Below are 15,107 nucleotides of genomic sequence, written 5' to 3'. Positions count from 1 at the left end.
GAAGTGCGGGGACGACGCGCGGCGCGATGCGGAGGAAGGTTCTACAGATGCGGTTCGTCCCCCCGGTACTGCCCGCGGCACTGTGGCCACAATCGTTCTTCAGCCACCGGTCGATTGTCCAGCCGCGCCCTCCAGGTGTTGTGCAAGTGCAACAAGGTCACGACTCGGGAACCGAGCACCCGGATTGGAACCGGGGGCAGGTCATCCGGGAGGATGGGGGCCATGACCGCCCAGATTCTCGATGGCAAGGCCACCGCAGCCGCGATCAAGTCCGATCTGACCGCCCGCGTGGCGGCGCTGAAGGAGAAGGGCGTCACGCCCGGCCTCGGCACGATCCTCGTCGGGGACGACCCCGGCAGCCAGAAGTACGTCGCGGGCAAGCACCGCGACTGCGCCCAGGTCGGCATCGCCTCCATCCAGCGCGAACTGCCGGCCACGGCGACGCAGGAGGAGATCGAGGCAGTCGTCCGCGAACTGAACGAGGACCCCGCCTGCACTGGCTACATCGTCCAACTGCCGCTCCCGAAGGGCATCGACGAGAACCGGATCCTGGAACTCATGGACCCGGACAAGGACGCCGACGGCCTGCACCCGATGAACCTCGGCCGTCTCGTCCTCAACGAGCCCGCCCCGCTGCCCTGCACCCCCAACGGCGTCCTCACCCTGCTGCGCCGCTACGGCGTCGAGATCAAGGGCGCCGAGGTCGTGGTCGTCGGCCGCGGCGTGACCATCGGCCGCCCGATGCCGCTGCTGCTGACCCGGCGCAGCGAGAACGCCACCGTCACCCAGTGCCACACCGGCACCCGTGACCTGTCGGCGCACCTCAAGCGCGCGGACATCATCGTCGCCGCCGCCGGTTCCGCCCACCTGATCCGCGCCGAGGACGTCAAGCCGGGCGCGGCCGTCCTCGACGTCGGTGTCTCGCGCAACGCCGAGGGCAAGATCGTCGGCGATGTGCACCCCGACGTCGCCGAGGTGGCCGCCTGGATCTCCCCGAACCCCGGCGGCGTCGGTCCGATGACCCGGGCCCAGCTGCTGGTCAACGTGGTCGAGGCGGCGGAGCGCAGTGTCGGCTGAGGAACGCGGCGCGGACGGCACCACCGGCGCCGACGAGCCGCGGATCACCGGCAGCACCCCCGAGACCGTCGAGGTGCGGGAACCGGTCAGCGCGCCCGACGCCGACGGCAGGCCGCGCCGGGCCACCCGTCGTTTCCCGCTGTTCACCCGGGACACCGCCCGGCCCGAGGGCGGCGGCCGGGCCGCGTCCGGGGCCGCCCCGGCGCCCGCGCGGCAGTGGCCGATGCTCGCCGTGCTGGCGACGGTCGGCCTCGGACTGCTGCTGACCGCCTTCGACGCGTTCCGGCTCGGCACCCTGCTGGTGGGTGTCGCGCTGCTCGGCGGCGCGGTGCTGCGCTGGCTGCTGCCTGGTGTCGGCATGCTCGCGGTGCGCTCCCGTTTCACGGACATCGCGACCTACGGCCTGCTGGGCGTCGTGATCGTCCTGCTGGCGTTGATGGTGCAGCCGAAGCCCTGGCTGGAGATCCCGTTCCTGAAGGACACGCTGCACTTCACGGTCAGCGGCTGAGCGCCGGTACGGCGGCCCGTCCCCACCCCCGTTGGGGGACGGGCCACCGCCCACGAACAACCTCCCGCACCTCGAACAGCCCGTTCAACGTCTGTCAGTTCGCTGTGGCACGGAAGTGACCGTTCCGCTACGGTGTCCGCGCGTTGGGGCTCCCGATACGGACGAGACGGACCATGTGTCCCCGTTGTGGTGATGTTCTGACAAGTTCGAGGATGTATAGCCAAGGCGCTGCACAGCGTGGCTAATGTGTCCCATCGGGCAATAAGGTCGGGCAATCTGGACGGCGCGGGGGTGCGCCGCCGCCGGGGGAACTGAGATCCTGACGACGCGCATCCCAGTGGGCGGGGGAAGAGCAAGCACCTACCGGGGGAAGAGGGGGAAGCAATGCCTCGTTGGAAGGCCTTGCCGGACGAACTCGATCCGCAGATCAGGGAGTTCACCAGCCAGCTGCGGCGGCTGGTGGACCGCAGCGGCCTCAGCGTCGCCGCGGTCGCCGACCGCACCGGTTACAGCAAGACGTCCTGGGAGCGTTACCTGGGCGGCCGGCTGCTCGCCCCCAAGGGCGCGATCGTGGCCCTGGCCGAGGTCACCGGCGCCAACCCGGTCCATCTGACCACCATGTGGGAACTCGCCGAACGTGCCTGGAGCCGTTCGGAGATGCGCCACGACATGACCATGGAGGCCATCCGGATCTCCCAGGCGCGCGCCGCGCTCAGCGAGTTCGGCCCGCCGCCCGCGAACGCCAAGGGCGGCAAGACCGCCCGCCGCGGCGGCAGCGCCACCGCCACACCGGGCATCGCCGGCCCGGCGGGCGTCGCCCCGACGGTGCCGCCGCAGCCGACCGCGTCGGACGCGGACACCCGGACGCCGCCGGCCGGCCAGGGTTCCTCCGGGGGCAACTCCTGGGGCCTCGCGGGATACACGGGCCCGTCCTCGGCGGGCGGCCGGACGGCGGGGGGCCGGACGGCGGATGCCGGTTCGGGTGCCGGTTCCGCCTCCGTCGCCGCCGCCTCCGGATCGGGCGGCAGGGCCCCCGGCGGTACGACCGCTCCCGCCGGACCCGCCGGACCCGCTTCCCCCGGCGGTGGCAAGCGGCAGCTGACGATGTTCCTCGCGGGCGCCGTCGGCGCGCTGGTCGTCATCGCGGGCGCGTTCTGGGTCACCAAGGGCGGCGACGACGGCAAGGCGAACGCGAAGGCCTCACCCTCACCCTCCGTCACCACGGACGCCGCGCTGCCGCCCGGCGTGGAGTGCAGCGGCGCCGGCTGCACCGGCAAGGACGCGGAGCTGATGGGGTGCAGCGGCGACCTGGTGACCACCGCCCGGACCGCCACCGTCGGCACCACGGTCCTGGAGGTGCGGTACAGCGAGACCTGCGGCGCCGCCTGGGGCCGTATCACCCAGGCGGCCCCGGGTGACGAGGTCGTGGTGACCGCGGGCAAGGTCCGGCAGAAGGGCTCGATCACCGTCGCCGGCGACACCATCGCGTACACCCCGATGGTGGCCGTGAAGGACGCGGGCGAGGCGGTCGCGTGCGCGACGCTGACGACGGGCGAGAAGGGCTGCACGCAGCAGCCGTAGCGGACGGATTCCCGCAGGCGATCCCGCGGGGGCTCCCGGAGGGGAACCGGCCGGTGGAAATCGGCCGGGCGAAACAGGCATGGCCGTGCGGATCCCGGGCAGGCGGAAAGTACCCCCACGGGAGTCCGGCAAGAATTCGGTACCCCCGCACGGCGGCCGCCTTCGTCTCCCCTCTCCCGGACGGGCGGCCGCCTTTCTTTGTGGGGCCGCCCCGTCCGGCAGTCGGGCGGTCTGTGGGCTGGGCCACACCCACCCGGCGGTCCGTGATCCCGGATGCGCGATAGCCTGACCCGCGGATATCTCTTGACGCCAAGAGATCGATCATCCGAACCCCCGGGGCAGGGACGCCCCACCGCCAGCTGTCATACGGAGAACGCCATGACCCGCACTCCCGTGAACGTCACCGTCACCGGCGCGGCCGGCCAGATCGGTTACGCCCTGCTCTTCCGCATCGCCTCCGGCCAGCTGCTCGGCGCGGACGTGCCGGTCAAGCTGCGCCTCCTGGAGATCACCCCCGCGCTGAAGGCCGCCGAGGGCACCGCGATGGAGCTGGACGACTGCGCGTTCCCGCTGCTCCAGGGCATCGACATCAGCGACGACCCGAACGTGGCCTTCGACGGCGCCAACGTCGCCCTGCTGGTGGGTGCCCGCCCGCGCACCAAGGGCATGGAGCGCGGCGACCTGCTGGAGGCCAACGGCGGCATCTTCAAGCCGCAGGGCCAGGCCATCAACGCCCACGCCGCGGACGACATCAAGGTCCTCGTCGTCGGCAACCCGGCCAACACCAACGCGCTCATCGCGCAGGCCGCCGCCCCGGACGTACCGGCGGAGCGCTTCACCGCGATGACCCGCCTGGACCACAACCGCGCGCTGACCCAGCTCGCGAAGAAGACCGGCTCGACGGTCTCCGACATCAAGCGTCTGACCATCTGGGGCAACCACTCCGCCACCCAGTACCCGGACATCTTCCACGCCACCGTCGCCGGCAAGAACGCCGCCGAGGTCGTCAACGACGAGAAGTGGCTGGCCGAGGACTTCATCCCGACCGTCGCCAAGCGCGGTGCCGCCATCATCGAGGCCCGCGGCGCCTCGTCGGCCGCCTCCGCCGCCAACGCCGCCATCGACCACGTGTACTCGTGGGTCAACGGCACCGCCGAGGGCGACTGGGTCTCCATGGGCATCCCGTCGGACGGCTCCTACGGCGTCCCGGAGGGCCTGATCTCCTCCTTCCCGGTCACCTGCAAGGACGGCAAGTACGAGATCGTCCAGGGCCTGGAGATCAACGAGTTCTCCCGCGCCCGGATCGACGCCTCCGTCAAGGAGCTGGAGGAGGAGCGCGAGGCGGTCCGCGGCCTCGGCCTCATCTGATCCCACCGCTTCACCCGCGAAGGCCCCGTCCCCGGACGGGGCCTTTTCGTGCCTGATGTGCCCTATATGCCCGCATTTTCAGTGACGCAGCGCACGTTCGACCGTGAATTCCGCATGCAATCGAGGGCCAAGGGCAGGTGCTCCCGGTCCTGAACGGGGGACGCACAGGAACGGAAGGCAGCACCAGGCATGGCGGACAGTACGGAACTCGACACCCGGAAGAGCATCCACGCGGCAGGCGAATGGCGGCACGCCGTCTCCGGAGCCACGCGCGAGATCCTCGACCCCGCGGACGCCGCACCGTTCGCCCTGGTCGCGGAGGGCGACGAGAAGGACGCGGACCTCGCGGTCGAGGCCGCCCGCAGCGCCTTCGACGGCGGCGCCGGCGCATGGCCGCGCACCCCGGTCGCGGAACGCGCCGCCCTGCTGCGCCGCGTCGCCGACCTCCTCGTACGCGGCCGGGAGGAACTGGGGCTCCTGGAGAGCCGCGACGCGGGCAAGACCGTGGAGGAGGGCCGCGTCGACATCGACTGTGTCGCCGACGCCTTCCGCTACTTCGCGGACCTCGTCGCCGCCGAGGCTCCGGGCCGGGTCGTCGACGCGGGCTCGCCCGACGTCCACAGCGTCGTCGTCCACGAGCCGGTCGGCGTCTGCGCGCTGATCACCCCCTGGAACTACCCCCTGCTCCAGGCCAGTTGGAAGATCGCCCCGGCGCTCGCGGCCGGCAACACCTTCGTGGTCAAGCCCAGCGAGATCACGCCGATGACCACGATCGCCCTCATCGAGCTGCTCGCCGAGGCGGGACTGCCCGCCGGTGTCGCCAACATCGTCACCGGCCCCGGTCACACCGTCGGCGCCCGGCTCGCCGAGCACCCCGACGTCGACCTGGTCTCCTTCACCGGCGGCCTGGTCAGCGGCACCAAGGTGGCCCAGGCCGCCGCCCCGACCGTGAAGAAGGTCGCCCTCGAACTCGGCGGCAAGAACCCCAACGTCGTCTTCGCCGACGCCTGCGCCACCGAGGAGGGCTTCGACACCGCCGTCGACCAGGCCCTCAACGCGGCCTTCATCCACAGCGGCCAGGTCTGCTCCGCGGGCGCCCGCCTCATCGTCGAGGAGTCCGTCCGGGACCGCTTCGTCACCGAACTCGCCCGCCGGGCCTCGCGGATCCGCCTCGGCCGAGGCACCGCCGACGGCGTGGAGTGCGGGCCGCTGGTCTCAGAGCAGCACCGGGCGAAGGTCGAGGCGTACGTCGCCTCCGCGCTGGCCGAGGGCGCCGTACTGCGCACCGGCGGCAAGCGCCCCGAGCCGTCCGCCGAACGGCCCGCCGCCGGCTACTTCTACGAGCCGACCGTCCTCGACGCCTGCCACCGCGAGATGCGGGTCGTCCGCGAAGAGGTCTTCGGACCGGTCCTCACCGTCGAGACGTTCCGCACCGAGGACGAGGCCGTCGCCCTCGCCAACGACACCGAGTACGGCCTCGCGGGCGCCGTCTGGACCGCCGACGCGGGCCGGGCCCGCCGGGTCGCCGGCCGGCTGCGGCACGGCACCGTCTGGATCAACGACTTCCACCCCTACCTGCCGCAGGCCGAGTGGGGTGGCTTCGGCAAGAGCGGAACGGGCCGCGAACTCGGCCCCGCCGGGCTCGCCGAGTACCGCGAGACCAAGCACGTCTACCAGAACCTCGTCCCGCGGCCGGTGCGCTGGTTCGCCGGCTGAGCCCACGACCCCGGCCCCCCTTCTTCGTTCTTCGACCCCCCACTGGAGTACGACCCATGTCCGAGAACACCCACGTCTACGACTACGTCGTCGTCGGCGGCGGCACGGCGGGCTCCGTCATCGCCTCCCGCCTCACCGAGAACCCCGACGTCACCGTCGCCGTCATCGAGGGCGGCCCCAGCGACGTCGGCCGCGACGACGTGCTCACCCTGCGCCGCTGGATGGGCCTGCTCGGCGGCGAACTCGACTACGACTACCCGACCACCGAGCAGCCACGCGGCAACTCCCACATCCGGCACAGCCGTGCCCGGGTGCTCGGCGGCTGCTCCTCCCACAACACGCTGATCGCGTTCAAGCCGCTGCCGTCCGACTGGGACGAGTGGGAGGAGGCAGGCGCCAAGGGCTGGGGCTCGGTGCCCATGGAGGCGTACTTCGCGCGCCTGAAGAACAACATCGTCCCCGTCGACGAGAAGGACCGGAACGCCATCGCCCGCGACTTCGTCGACGCCGCGCAGAGCACGCTCGGCGTGCCGCGCGTCGAGGGCTTCAACAAGAAGCCGTTCAACGAGGGCGTCGGCTTCTTCGACCTCGCCTACCACCCGGAGAACAACAAGCGGTCGTCGGCGTCCGTGGCGTACCTCCACCCGGTGATGGACGAGCGGCCCAACCTGACGATCCTGCTGGAGACCTGGGCGTACCGGCTGGAGCTGGCCGGCACCCGCGCCGAGGGCGTCCACGTGCGCACGAAGGACGGCGAGGAACTGCTGATCCGGGCCCGCGACGAGGTCGTGCTGTGCGCGGGCGCGGTCGACTCCCCGCGGCTGCTGCTGCACTCCGGCATCGGCCCGAAGGCCGACCTGGAAGCGCTCGGCATACCGGTGGCGCTCGATCTGCCCGGCGTCGGAGAGAACCTCCTCGACCACCCCGAGTCGGTGATCGTCTGGGAGACCCACGGACCCATCCCGGAGAACTCGGCGATGGACTCCGACGCGGGCCTGTTCGTGCGCCGCGACCCCGAACACGCGGGCCCCGACCTGATGTTCCACTTCTACCAGATCCCCTTCACGGACAACCCGGAGCGGCTGGGCTACGAACGGCCCGCGTACGGGGTGTCCATGACCCCGAACATCCCCAAGCCGAAGAGCCGCGGCCGGCTGTACCTGACCAGCCCCGACCCGGCCGTGAAGCCCGCCCTCGACTTCCGCTACTTCACCGACGAGGACGACTACGACGGCCGCACCCTCGTCGACGGCATCCGCATCGCCCGCGAGATCGCCAAGTCCGAGCCACTGGCCGGCTGGCTCAAGCGCGAGGTGTGCCCCGGCCCGGAGATCGTGGGCGACGCCGAGCTGAGCGAGTACGCCCGCAAGGTCGCGCACACCGTCTATCACCCGGCGGGCACCTGCAAGATGGGTGCCGCCGACGACGAACTGGCCGTCGTCGACCCCGAGCTGCGCGTCCGCGGCCTGGAGGGCATCCGTGTCGCCGACGCCTCCGTCTTCCCGACCATGACGGCCGTCAACCCGATGATCGGGGTGCTGATGGTCGGGGAGCGGGCCGTCGACCTGATCGGTGGTGACGCCCGATGAGTACCGCCAACCCGAAACCCGAAACCCTCACTCCTCCCGTGTTCTCCGTCGAGAACCTGTGGAAGGTGTTCGGCCCGAAGCCCGACCGCGTCCCCGCCGACCCCGAGCTGGCCGCCCTCACCCCCGCCGAACTGCGCTCCCGCACCGGCTGCACGGCGGCCGTCCGGGACGTCACCTTCGACGTCCGCAAGGGCGAGGTCTTCGTCGTCATGGGCCTGTCCGGCTCCGGCAAGTCCACGCTGGTGCGCTGTCTGACCCGGCTGATCGAGCCGACGTCCGGCACGATCGCCATCGACGGCGAGGACGTCCGCGCCATGGACAAGGCCCGGCTGCGCGAACTGCGCCGCCACCGCGCGGCGATGGTCTTCCAGCACTTCGGCCTGCTCCCGCACCGCACCGTCCTCGACAACGTGGCCTACGGCCTGGAGATCCAGGGCGTGGGCAAGGCGGAGCGGCGCGCGAAGGCCGCCGAGGTCGTCGCCAAGGTCGGCCTCGCGGGCATGGAGCAGCGGCGTCCCGGGCAGCTGTCGGGCGGCCAGCAGCAGCGGGTCGGGCTCGCGCGGGCGCTGGCCGTGGACCCCGAGGTGCTGCTCTTCGACGAACCGTTCAGTGCCCTCGACCCGCTGATCCGGCGGGACATGCAGGACGAGGTCGTCCGGCTGCACCGCGACGAGGGCCGCACGATGGTCTTCATCACCCATGACCTCAGCGAGGCCCTGAAGCTCGGCGACCGGATCGCGCTGATGCGCGACGGACGGGTCGTGCAGCTCGGCACGCCCGAGGAGATCGTCGGCTCCCCGGCCGACGACTACGTGCGCGAGTTCGTCCGTGACGTCCCGCGCGAACAGGTCATCACCGTCCGTACGGCGATGCGGCCCGCGTCGGCGGACGAGGCGGCCACGGGTCCGGCGGTGGCCCCGCACGCCACCGTCGCCGAGGCCATCGAGGCCGTCGCCCGCAGCGGCGAACCCGCCCGCGTGATGGACGGGCCACGCTGCGTCGGGGTCGTGGACCACGAGGGGCTGCTGGATGTCGTGGCCGGGGTGACCGGCGTGGCTGCGGACAGTCGTGCCGACGGGGTGGCACGGGCGGGCGCCGGGGACATCCCCCGCCCGAAGAACTCGGGGGAGGCACCCCGCGGGCGCGGGGAAGCGGCACGCCCCGACGCCAGCCCCCACGCGGAGGCGGTCTGATGGCGACGATCACCGCAACGCCCGCACGCAGACTCCCCGCACTCCTGGGCAACCGCGCCGCGGCCAAGCTCGCGCTGCTCGCCCTGATCGCGGCGATACTCGTCCCCTTGGCCCACGCCCGTTGGGCGTCCGGCACCTGGCCCGACGCCCTGACCGTCGACCTGACCGCCCCCCTCACCGACACCAGCGACTGGATCATCGACAACCGGGACAGCCACCCGCTCTTCCTGTACTTCTTCGGCCACGTCAGCAACGCGGTCGTCCTCTCCGTACGCGCCGTCTACCTCGCCCTCCTCGCCGTCGGCTGGGCGGGCGTGACGGCACTCGGCGCCTTCGTCGCCTGGCGGGTCGCGGGCGTGCGGCTCGCGCTCGGCACGGCGGCCGCGTTCCTCGCCTGCGGGCTGCTCGGCATGTGGGTGCCGACCATGCAGACGCTGGCCCTGATGACGGTCGCGGTGCTCGCGTCGGTCGTGGTCGGCGCCCTGCTGGGCCTCGCGGCCGGACTGTCCGACCGGATGGACCGGATGCTGCGTCCCGTCCTGGACACCATGCAGGTGCTCCCGGCGTTCGCCTACCTCCTGCCCGTCGTCCTGGTCTTGGGCATCGGCGTGCCCGCCGCCGTCCTCGCCACCGTCGTCTACGCCGCCCCGCCGATGGCCCGCCTCACCGCGCTCGGGCTGCGCGGCGCCGACCGGGGCGTGCTGGAGGCCGTGGAGTCGCTGGGCGCGACCTCGCGGCAGCGGCTGCTGACCGCCCGGATCCCGCTGGCCCGCAAGGAACTCCTGCTCGGCGTCAACCAGACGATCATGATGGCGCTGTCCATGGCGGTGATCGCCTCGGTGATCGGCGCCGGTGGTCTCGGCGACCGCGTCTACCAGGCGCTGGCCTCGGTCGACGTGGGCGCGGCGCTGGCCGCGGGCATCCCGATCGTGCTGCTCGCGGTCGTCCTCGACCGGGTGACGGGCGCGGCGGGCGGCGACACCCGCGGCGCCGGGCGAGCCGCCCGGCCGTACGCCCTGGCCGTCGTCGCCGCCGTGGCCGTGGCCGTGGCTGTCGCCGGGCGCCTGGCGGGCCGGGCCGAGTGGCCCGAGGCGTGGACGGTGAACATCGCCGAGCCCGTCAACCGGGCCGTCGACTGGATGACCGCCCACCTCTACTCCGGTGTGCCCGTCATCGGCGGCACCGCCGACTGGGCTGGGCACTTCACCACCTGGGTGCTCGACCCGCTGCGGGACGGCCTGCAGTGGCTGCCGTGGTGGTCGGTGCTGCTGGTGGTCGCCGCCCTCGCCTGGCTGATCGGCACCTGGCGCACCGCGCTGACCGCCGTGCTCGCCATGGCCGCGATCGGCGTGCTCGGGGTGTGGGAGCCGTCGCTGGACACGCTGTCGCAGGTGCTGGCGGCCGTCGCCGTGACCCTCGTGCTGGGTGCCGCGACCGGTGTCGTGGCGGCCCGCAACGACCGCTTCGAGCGGCTGCTGCGGCCGGTCCTGGACGTCTGCCAGACGATGCCGCAGTTCGTGTACCTGATCCCGGTCGTCGCCCTCGCCGGTGTCGGCCGCGCGCCCGCCGTCGCCGCGGCCGTCGTCTACGCGCTGCCGGCCGTCGTCCGCATCACCACGCAGGGCCTGCGCCAGGTCGACCCGGCCGCCCTGGAGTCGGCCCGCTCGCTCGGCGCGACCGGCGCACAGCAGCTGCGGCAGATCCAGCTCCCGCTGGCCCGGCGGTCCCTGCTCCTCGCGGTCAACCAGGGCGTGGTGCTCGTCCTCGCCGTCGTCATCATCGGCGGCCTGGTCGGCGGTGGCGCGCTCGGCTACGACGTCGTCTTCGGCCTCGCCCAGGGCGACCTCGCGACCGGCCTGGTCGCCGGTGCCGCGATCGTCTGCCTGGGGCTGATGCTCGACCGGGTGACCCAGCCCACCGACCGCCGTACGACGAAGGGAGCGTGACATGTTCCGTCGCGCCACACGCCGTACGGCCCTGATCGCCTCGGCGGCCGCCTTGCTGACGCTGGCCACCGGCTGCGGCGCCGCCGACATGACCCGGCAGGCCTCGCCGTTCGCGAACGCCCGCGGCTCGAAGACCATCACCCTGTCCGTGCAGTCCTGGGTGGGCGCCCAGGCCAACGTGGCCGTCGCCCAGTACCTGCTGGAACACGAACTGGGCTACCGCGTCGACACCGTCCAGGTCGACGAGGTCCCCGCCTGGGACGCCCTCAGCCAGGGCCGCGTCGACGCGCTCCTGGAGGACTGGGGCCACCCCGAGCAGGAACAGCGGTACGTCAAGGACAAGAAGACCATCACGCCCGGCGGCGACCTGGGCGTGACCGGGCACATCGGCTGGTACGTCCCCACGTACCTCGCCGAGCAGCACCCGGACATCACCGACTGGAAGAACCTGAACAAGTACGCCGGCCTGTTCCGCACCCCGGAGAGCGGCGACAAGGGCCAGCTCATGGACGGCTCCCCGTCCTACGTCACCAACGACAAGGCGCTGGTGGACAACCTGGACCTGGACTACAAGGTCGTCTTCGCCGGGTCCGAGGCCGCGCAGATCACCCAGATCAAGCAGTTCGCCAAGGAGAGGAAGCCCTTCCTGACGTACTGGTACTCCCCGCAGTGGCTGTTCGAGAAGGTGCCGATGACGGAGGTGAAGCTGCCCGCCTACGAGGAGGGCTGCGACGCCGACCCGGCGAAGGTCGCCTGCGCCTACCCGCACACCCCGCTCCAGAAGTACCTCAACACCGACTTCGCCGAGAACGGCGGCGACGCGGCGGCCTTCCTCAAGAAGTTCGAGTGGAGCACCGAGGACCAGAACGAGGTCTCCCTGATGATCGCCGAACAGAAGCTCAGCCCCGAGGAGGCGGCGAAGAAGTGGGCGGAGCGGCACGAGTCGACGTGGAAGGCGTGGCTGCCGTGACCGCCGTCAGGTGACGAGGCCTTCGGCGATCTCCCGCAGCGCGGCCGTCGCTCGCCGCTGGAGACCCGGCCCGAAAGTGATCCGGGTGGCCCCTCGCGCGCCGAGTTCGGCGAGCGAGGGGCCCTCGCCGTCCAGGCGCGCGACGACGTTCAGCGGCCCCTCGATGCCCGCCCGCAACCGCGGCAGCACGTCCGCCGGGGCGCCGATCGGAAAGACGCAGTCGGCGCCCGCCGCCACGTACCGCCGCGCCCGTCCGACCGTCTCCTCCAAGTCCGGGACCTGCCGTACGAAGGTGTCCACGCGGGCGTTGAGGAACAGCCGGTCTCCTGCCACCGCCCGCACCTCGGCCAGCCACTCGGCGTGCTCCCGCGGGTCCTTGAGGACGCCGTGCCGGGAGTCCTCCAGGTTGCACCCCACGACGCCCGCCTCCAGCAGCCGCCCCACCAGCTCCTTCGGCGCCAGTCCGTAGCCGTCCTCGACATCCGCCGACACCGGCACGTCCACCGCCCGCGCGATCCGCGCGATGGCCGCGAACATCTCGTCGGCGGGTGTCTCGCCGTCGGCGTGGCCGAGGGCGGCGGCGACTCCCGCGCTCGGTGTCGCCAGCGCCGGGAAGCCCGCCGCCACCAGGGCCTTCGCGGAGGCCGCGTCCCAGGGACCGGGCAGCACCAGCGGGGTGGCGCGGTCGTGGTGGAGCGCGCGGAACGCCTCGGCCTTGGTCACCATGCCGTGCTCCCCGGCGGGATCCGTCGGCTGACCATCAGCCGGTTCCAGCCGTTGACGACGGTGATCAGGGCGACGAGGTGCGCGAGTTCGGCGTCCTCGAAGTGCTTCGCCGCCCTCTCGTACACCTCGTCCGGGACGAAACCGTCCGTGAGGACGGTGACCGCTTCGGTCAGCGCGAGCGCGGCCCGCTCGCGCTCGTCGAAGACGTCGTCCCCGGCCTCCTGCCAGACGGCGAGGAGATCGAGCCGGCGTTCGCTCACGCCGTGCCCGCGGGCGATCGCCAGATGCATGTCCAGGCAGAACGCGCACCGGTTGAGCTGCGAGGCGCGGATCTGGACGAGTTCGGCGAGGGCCGGGTCCCCGAAGCCGTTCTTCGCGGCGGCGCTCAGGGACCGCATCGCCGAGCGTACGGCGGGGGCGAGGTGGGTGGTGCGCGCGGTCACTTGTGACCGGCCGGCTCGTAGTGGCCGGGCGTCATCCGGCAGGTCACTCCGAACCGGTTCCAGGCGTTGATCACTGTGATGGCGGCGATCAGCTGCGCCAGCTCGGCCTCCTCGAAGTGCTCGGCGGCCTTCTCGTACACCCCGTCCGGCACGAACCCGTCCGTCAGGACGGTCACCGCCTCCGTCAGCTCCAGCGCCGCGAGCTCCTTCTCGGTGTAGAAGTGGCGGGACTCGTCCCAGGCGCTGAGCTGGATGATCCGCTCCACGCTCTCTCCGGCCGCGAGCGCGTCCTTGCTGTGCATGTCGATGCAGAGGGCGCAGTGGTTGATCTGGGAGGCGCGGATCTTCACCAGCTCGTACAGCTTCAGGTCCAGGCCCTGCCGGGCGGCCGTGTCGAGCCTGATCATCGCCTTGTAGACATCGGGGACCAGCTTGGCCCACTCAAGGCGCGGGGTGGACTCGGGGGCGTATCGGACGGTCTCGGGACCAGTCGATGCGGTCGCACCGGTCGTTGTCGTCATGCCTCGACCCTAGAAACCCGGCGGCCCAGGCGTATGGTCCATTTCCATGGCGAAACCATGGGCCACTCTGGGCATCGACCTGCACCTGGAACCGGCCGGCGGCGGAGTGCGCCGCGGCCTCACCGACGCCCTGCGCGACGCGGTCCGCACCGGCCGGCTCGCCCCCGGCACCCGGCTGCCCTCCTCCCGCACCCTCGCCGTCGACCTCGGACTCGCCCGCAACACCGTCGCCGGCGCCTACGCCGACCTGGTCGCCGAGGGCTGGCTCACCGCCCGCCAGGGCTCCGGCACCCGGGTCGCCGACCGCGCCGTACCGCCGCCCACCCGGCGCCCGGCCCCCTCGCCGAACCGCACCGGCCGCCCCGCGTACAGCCTCGTCCCGGGCACCCCCGACCTCGCCTCCTTCCCCCGCGCCCAGTGGCTCAGGGCCGCCCGCCGCGCCCTGGCCACGGCCCCGAACGACGCCCTCGGCTACGGCGACCCGCGCGGCCGCGTCGAACTGCGCACCGCCCTCGCCGGCTACCTCTCCCGCGCCCGCGGCGTGCGCACCGACCCTGACCGGATCGTCGTCTGCGCCGGGTTCGCCCACGGGCTGCGGCTGCTCGGCCAGGTCCTGCACGCCCGCGGCGAACGCGCCCTGGCCGTGGAGTCGTACGGCCTCGACGTCCACTGGGACCTGGTCGAGCGGGCGGGGCCGCGGACGGTGCCGCTGCCGTTCGACGCGGCCGGCACGGCACTCGACGGGCTGGACGGAACCGGCGCCGGAGCCGTCCTGCTGACCCCCTCCCACCAGTTCCCCATGGGCGTGGCGCTGCGCCCCGAGCGGCGAGCGGCCGTCGTCGACTGGGCCCGCCGCACCGGCGGACTGATCCTGGAGGACGACTACGACGGCGAGTTCCGCTACGACCGCCAGCCCGTCGGAGCCCTCCAGGACCTCGACCCCGACCACGTCGTCCACCTCGGCACCGCCAGCAAGTCCCTCGCCCCCGGCCTGCGGCTGGGCTGGATGGTGCTGCCGCCGTCGCTCGTCGACGAGGTGACCGCACTGGGCGGCTCCGCGGTGGCCGCCCTCGATCAGCTGACCCTCGCCGAGTTCATCACCTCCGGCGCCTACGACCGTCATGTCCGCGCCGCCCGGCTGCGCTACCGGCGCCGCCGGGACGCCCTGGTCGCCGCCGTCGCCGCCCGCGCCCCCGAGGTGACCGTCACGGGGATCGCCGCCGGACTGCACGTGCTGCTCCAACTCCCGCCCGGCACCGAACAGTCCGTGGTCCGCGCGGCCGCCTGGCAGGGCCTCGCCGTGCACGGCCTCTCCCGCTACCGCCACCCCCGGGCCGCCGGCCGGCCCGTCGACGCCCTCGTCGTCGGCTACGGCACACCGCCCGACCACGCCTGGGCGGGAACCCTGGAGGCGTTGTGCAACGTCCTGCCCTGAGGTGACCGTGCTCAGTCACGCCCCGTATGATCGC

The 15,107-nt window shown here is 72.5% G+C and carries 13 protein-coding genes; 10 read left to right on the top strand and 3 right to left on the bottom strand.

Annotation, left to right across the window (positions count from 1 at the left end):
- Positions 1–222: 222 nt before the first annotated feature.
- The 9 genes from ACSU6L_RS14550 to ACSU6L_RS14510 all read left to right on the top strand — a co-directional run bounded on the left by ACSU6L_RS14550 (position 223) and on the right by ACSU6L_RS14510 (position 11,948).
- A complete protein-coding gene (locus ACSU6L_RS14550; protein ID WP_073940443.1) occupies positions 223–1,077 on the top strand; it encodes a bifunctional methylenetetrahydrofolate dehydrogenase/methenyltetrahydrofolate cyclohydrolase in 855 nt (284 codons plus the stop codon).
- Positions 1,078–1,120: 43 nt separating this feature from the next.
- Positions 1,121–1,585 (top strand): DUF3017 domain-containing protein, encoded by a 465-nt coding sequence (locus ACSU6L_RS14545; RefSeq protein ID WP_437064893.1) that lies wholly within the window; start codon positions 1,121–1,123, stop codon positions 1,583–1,585.
- A 384-nt stretch (positions 1,586–1,969) separates the two neighbouring features.
- The gene (locus tag ACSU6L_RS14540) at positions 1,970–3,166 is read left to right on the top strand and encodes a DUF2690 domain-containing protein (RefSeq protein WP_437057026.1); all 1,197 of its coding nucleotides are present in this window, start codon (positions 1,970–1,972) and stop codon (positions 3,164–3,166) included.
- Between the two features lie 378 nt (positions 3,167–3,544).
- Positions 3,545–4,534, top strand: a complete 990-nt coding sequence (locus ACSU6L_RS14535; protein WP_437057024.1) for a malate dehydrogenase — start codon at positions 3,545–3,547, stop codon at positions 4,532–4,534.
- A gap of 189 nt (positions 4,535–4,723) precedes the next feature.
- Complete coding sequence (locus tag ACSU6L_RS14530; RefSeq protein ID WP_437057022.1) at positions 4,724–6,250, top strand: aldehyde dehydrogenase family protein; 1,527 nt, start codon at positions 4,724–4,726, stop codon at positions 6,248–6,250.
- 56 nt (positions 6,251–6,306) lie between these two features.
- On the top strand, positions 6,307–7,839 hold the full coding sequence (locus ACSU6L_RS14525) for a GMC family oxidoreductase (protein ID WP_437057021.1): 1,533 nt from the start codon (positions 6,307–6,309) through the stop codon (positions 7,837–7,839).
- The gene (locus tag ACSU6L_RS14520; RefSeq protein WP_437057019.1) at positions 7,836–9,032 is read left to right on the top strand and encodes a quaternary amine ABC transporter ATP-binding protein; all 1,197 of its coding nucleotides are present in this window, start codon (positions 7,836–7,838) and stop codon (positions 9,030–9,032) included. Before ACSU6L_RS14525 ends, ACSU6L_RS14520 begins: the two co-directional genes overlap by 4 nt.
- Entirely contained in the window at positions 9,032–10,978 is a 1,947-nt protein-coding gene (locus ACSU6L_RS14515) for an ABC transporter permease (protein ID WP_437057017.1), read from the top strand. Before ACSU6L_RS14520 ends, ACSU6L_RS14515 begins: the two co-directional genes overlap by 1 nt.
- Before the next feature lies 1 nt (position 10,979).
- Positions 10,980–11,948, top strand: coding sequence for an ABC transporter substrate-binding protein (locus ACSU6L_RS14510; protein WP_437057015.1), 969 nt, complete (start codon positions 10,980–10,982; stop codon positions 11,946–11,948).
- A 6-nt stretch (positions 11,949–11,954) separates the two neighbouring features.
- Here ACSU6L_RS14510 and ACSU6L_RS14505 read toward each other — a convergent pair whose 3' ends face one another.
- The 3 genes from ACSU6L_RS14505 to ACSU6L_RS14495 are packed head-to-tail and all read right to left on the bottom strand — an operon-like array spanning position 11,955 to position 13,638.
- Positions 11,955–12,674 carry an isocitrate lyase/PEP mutase family protein gene (locus tag ACSU6L_RS14505; protein ID WP_437057013.1) on the bottom strand — a complete coding sequence of 240 codons (720 nt, stop codon included), beginning with the start codon at positions 12,672–12,674 and terminating at the stop codon, positions 11,955–11,957.
- Positions 12,668–13,117, bottom strand: coding sequence for a carboxymuconolactone decarboxylase family protein (locus ACSU6L_RS14500; RefSeq protein WP_437057011.1), 450 nt, complete (start codon positions 13,115–13,117; stop codon positions 12,668–12,670). Before ACSU6L_RS14500 ends, ACSU6L_RS14505 begins: the two co-directional genes overlap by 7 nt.
- Positions 13,114–13,638, bottom strand: coding sequence for a carboxymuconolactone decarboxylase family protein (locus ACSU6L_RS14495; protein ID WP_437057009.1), 525 nt, complete (start codon positions 13,636–13,638; stop codon positions 13,114–13,116). Before ACSU6L_RS14495 ends, ACSU6L_RS14500 begins: the two co-directional genes overlap by 4 nt.
- A 46-nt stretch (positions 13,639–13,684) precedes the next feature.
- Here ACSU6L_RS14495 and ACSU6L_RS14490 point away from each other — a divergent pair, with 46 nt between their 5' ends.
- The gene (locus ACSU6L_RS14490) at positions 13,685–15,073 is read left to right on the top strand and encodes a PLP-dependent aminotransferase family protein (RefSeq protein ID WP_437057007.1); all 1,389 of its coding nucleotides are present in this window, start codon (positions 13,685–13,687) and stop codon (positions 15,071–15,073) included.
- The last annotated feature ends 34 nt before the right edge of the window (positions 15,074–15,107 follow it).

Source organism: Streptomyces sp. enrichment culture, assembly GCF_964272855.1.
Classification (GTDB): Bacteria; Actinomycetota; Actinomycetes; order Streptomycetales; family Streptomycetaceae; genus Streptomyces.
This window is presented reverse-complemented; position numbering and strand designations above follow the sequence as displayed.

Bases quoted from the DNA above. Each gene is read 5' to 3' on its own strand.
- ACSU6L_RS14550 (WP_073940443.1), top strand. From the start codon at position 223: ATGACCGCCCAGATTCTCGATGGCAAGGCCACCGCAGCCGCGATCAAG.
- ACSU6L_RS14540 (WP_437057026.1), top strand. From the start codon at position 1,970: ATGCCTCGTTGGAAGGCCTTGCCGGACGAACTCGATCCGCAGATCAGG.
- ACSU6L_RS14535 (WP_437057024.1), top strand. From the start codon at position 3,545: ATGACCCGCACTCCCGTGAACGTCACCGTCACCGGCGCGGCCGGCCAG.
- ACSU6L_RS14530 (WP_437057022.1), top strand. From the start codon at position 4,724: ATGGCGGACAGTACGGAACTCGACACCCGGAAGAGCATCCACGCGGCA.
- ACSU6L_RS14525 (WP_437057021.1), top strand. From the start codon at position 6,307: ATGTCCGAGAACACCCACGTCTACGACTACGTCGTCGTCGGCGGCGGC.
- ACSU6L_RS14520 (WP_437057019.1), top strand. From the start codon at position 7,836: ATGAGTACCGCCAACCCGAAACCCGAAACCCTCACTCCTCCCGTGTTC.
- ACSU6L_RS14515 (WP_437057017.1), top strand. From the start codon at position 9,032: ATGGCGACGATCACCGCAACGCCCGCACGCAGACTCCCCGCACTCCTG.
- ACSU6L_RS14510 (WP_437057015.1), top strand. From the start codon at position 10,980: ATGTTCCGTCGCGCCACACGCCGTACGGCCCTGATCGCCTCGGCGGCC.
- ACSU6L_RS14505 (WP_437057013.1), bottom strand. From the start codon at position 12,674: ATGGTGACCAAGGCCGAGGCGTTCCGCGCGCTCCACCACGACCGCGCC.
- ACSU6L_RS14495 (WP_437057009.1), bottom strand. From the start codon at position 13,638: ATGACGACAACGACCGGTGCGACCGCATCGACTGGTCCCGAGACCGTC.
- ACSU6L_RS14490 (WP_437057007.1), top strand. From the start codon at position 13,685: ATGGCGAAACCATGGGCCACTCTGGGCATCGACCTGCACCTGGAACCG.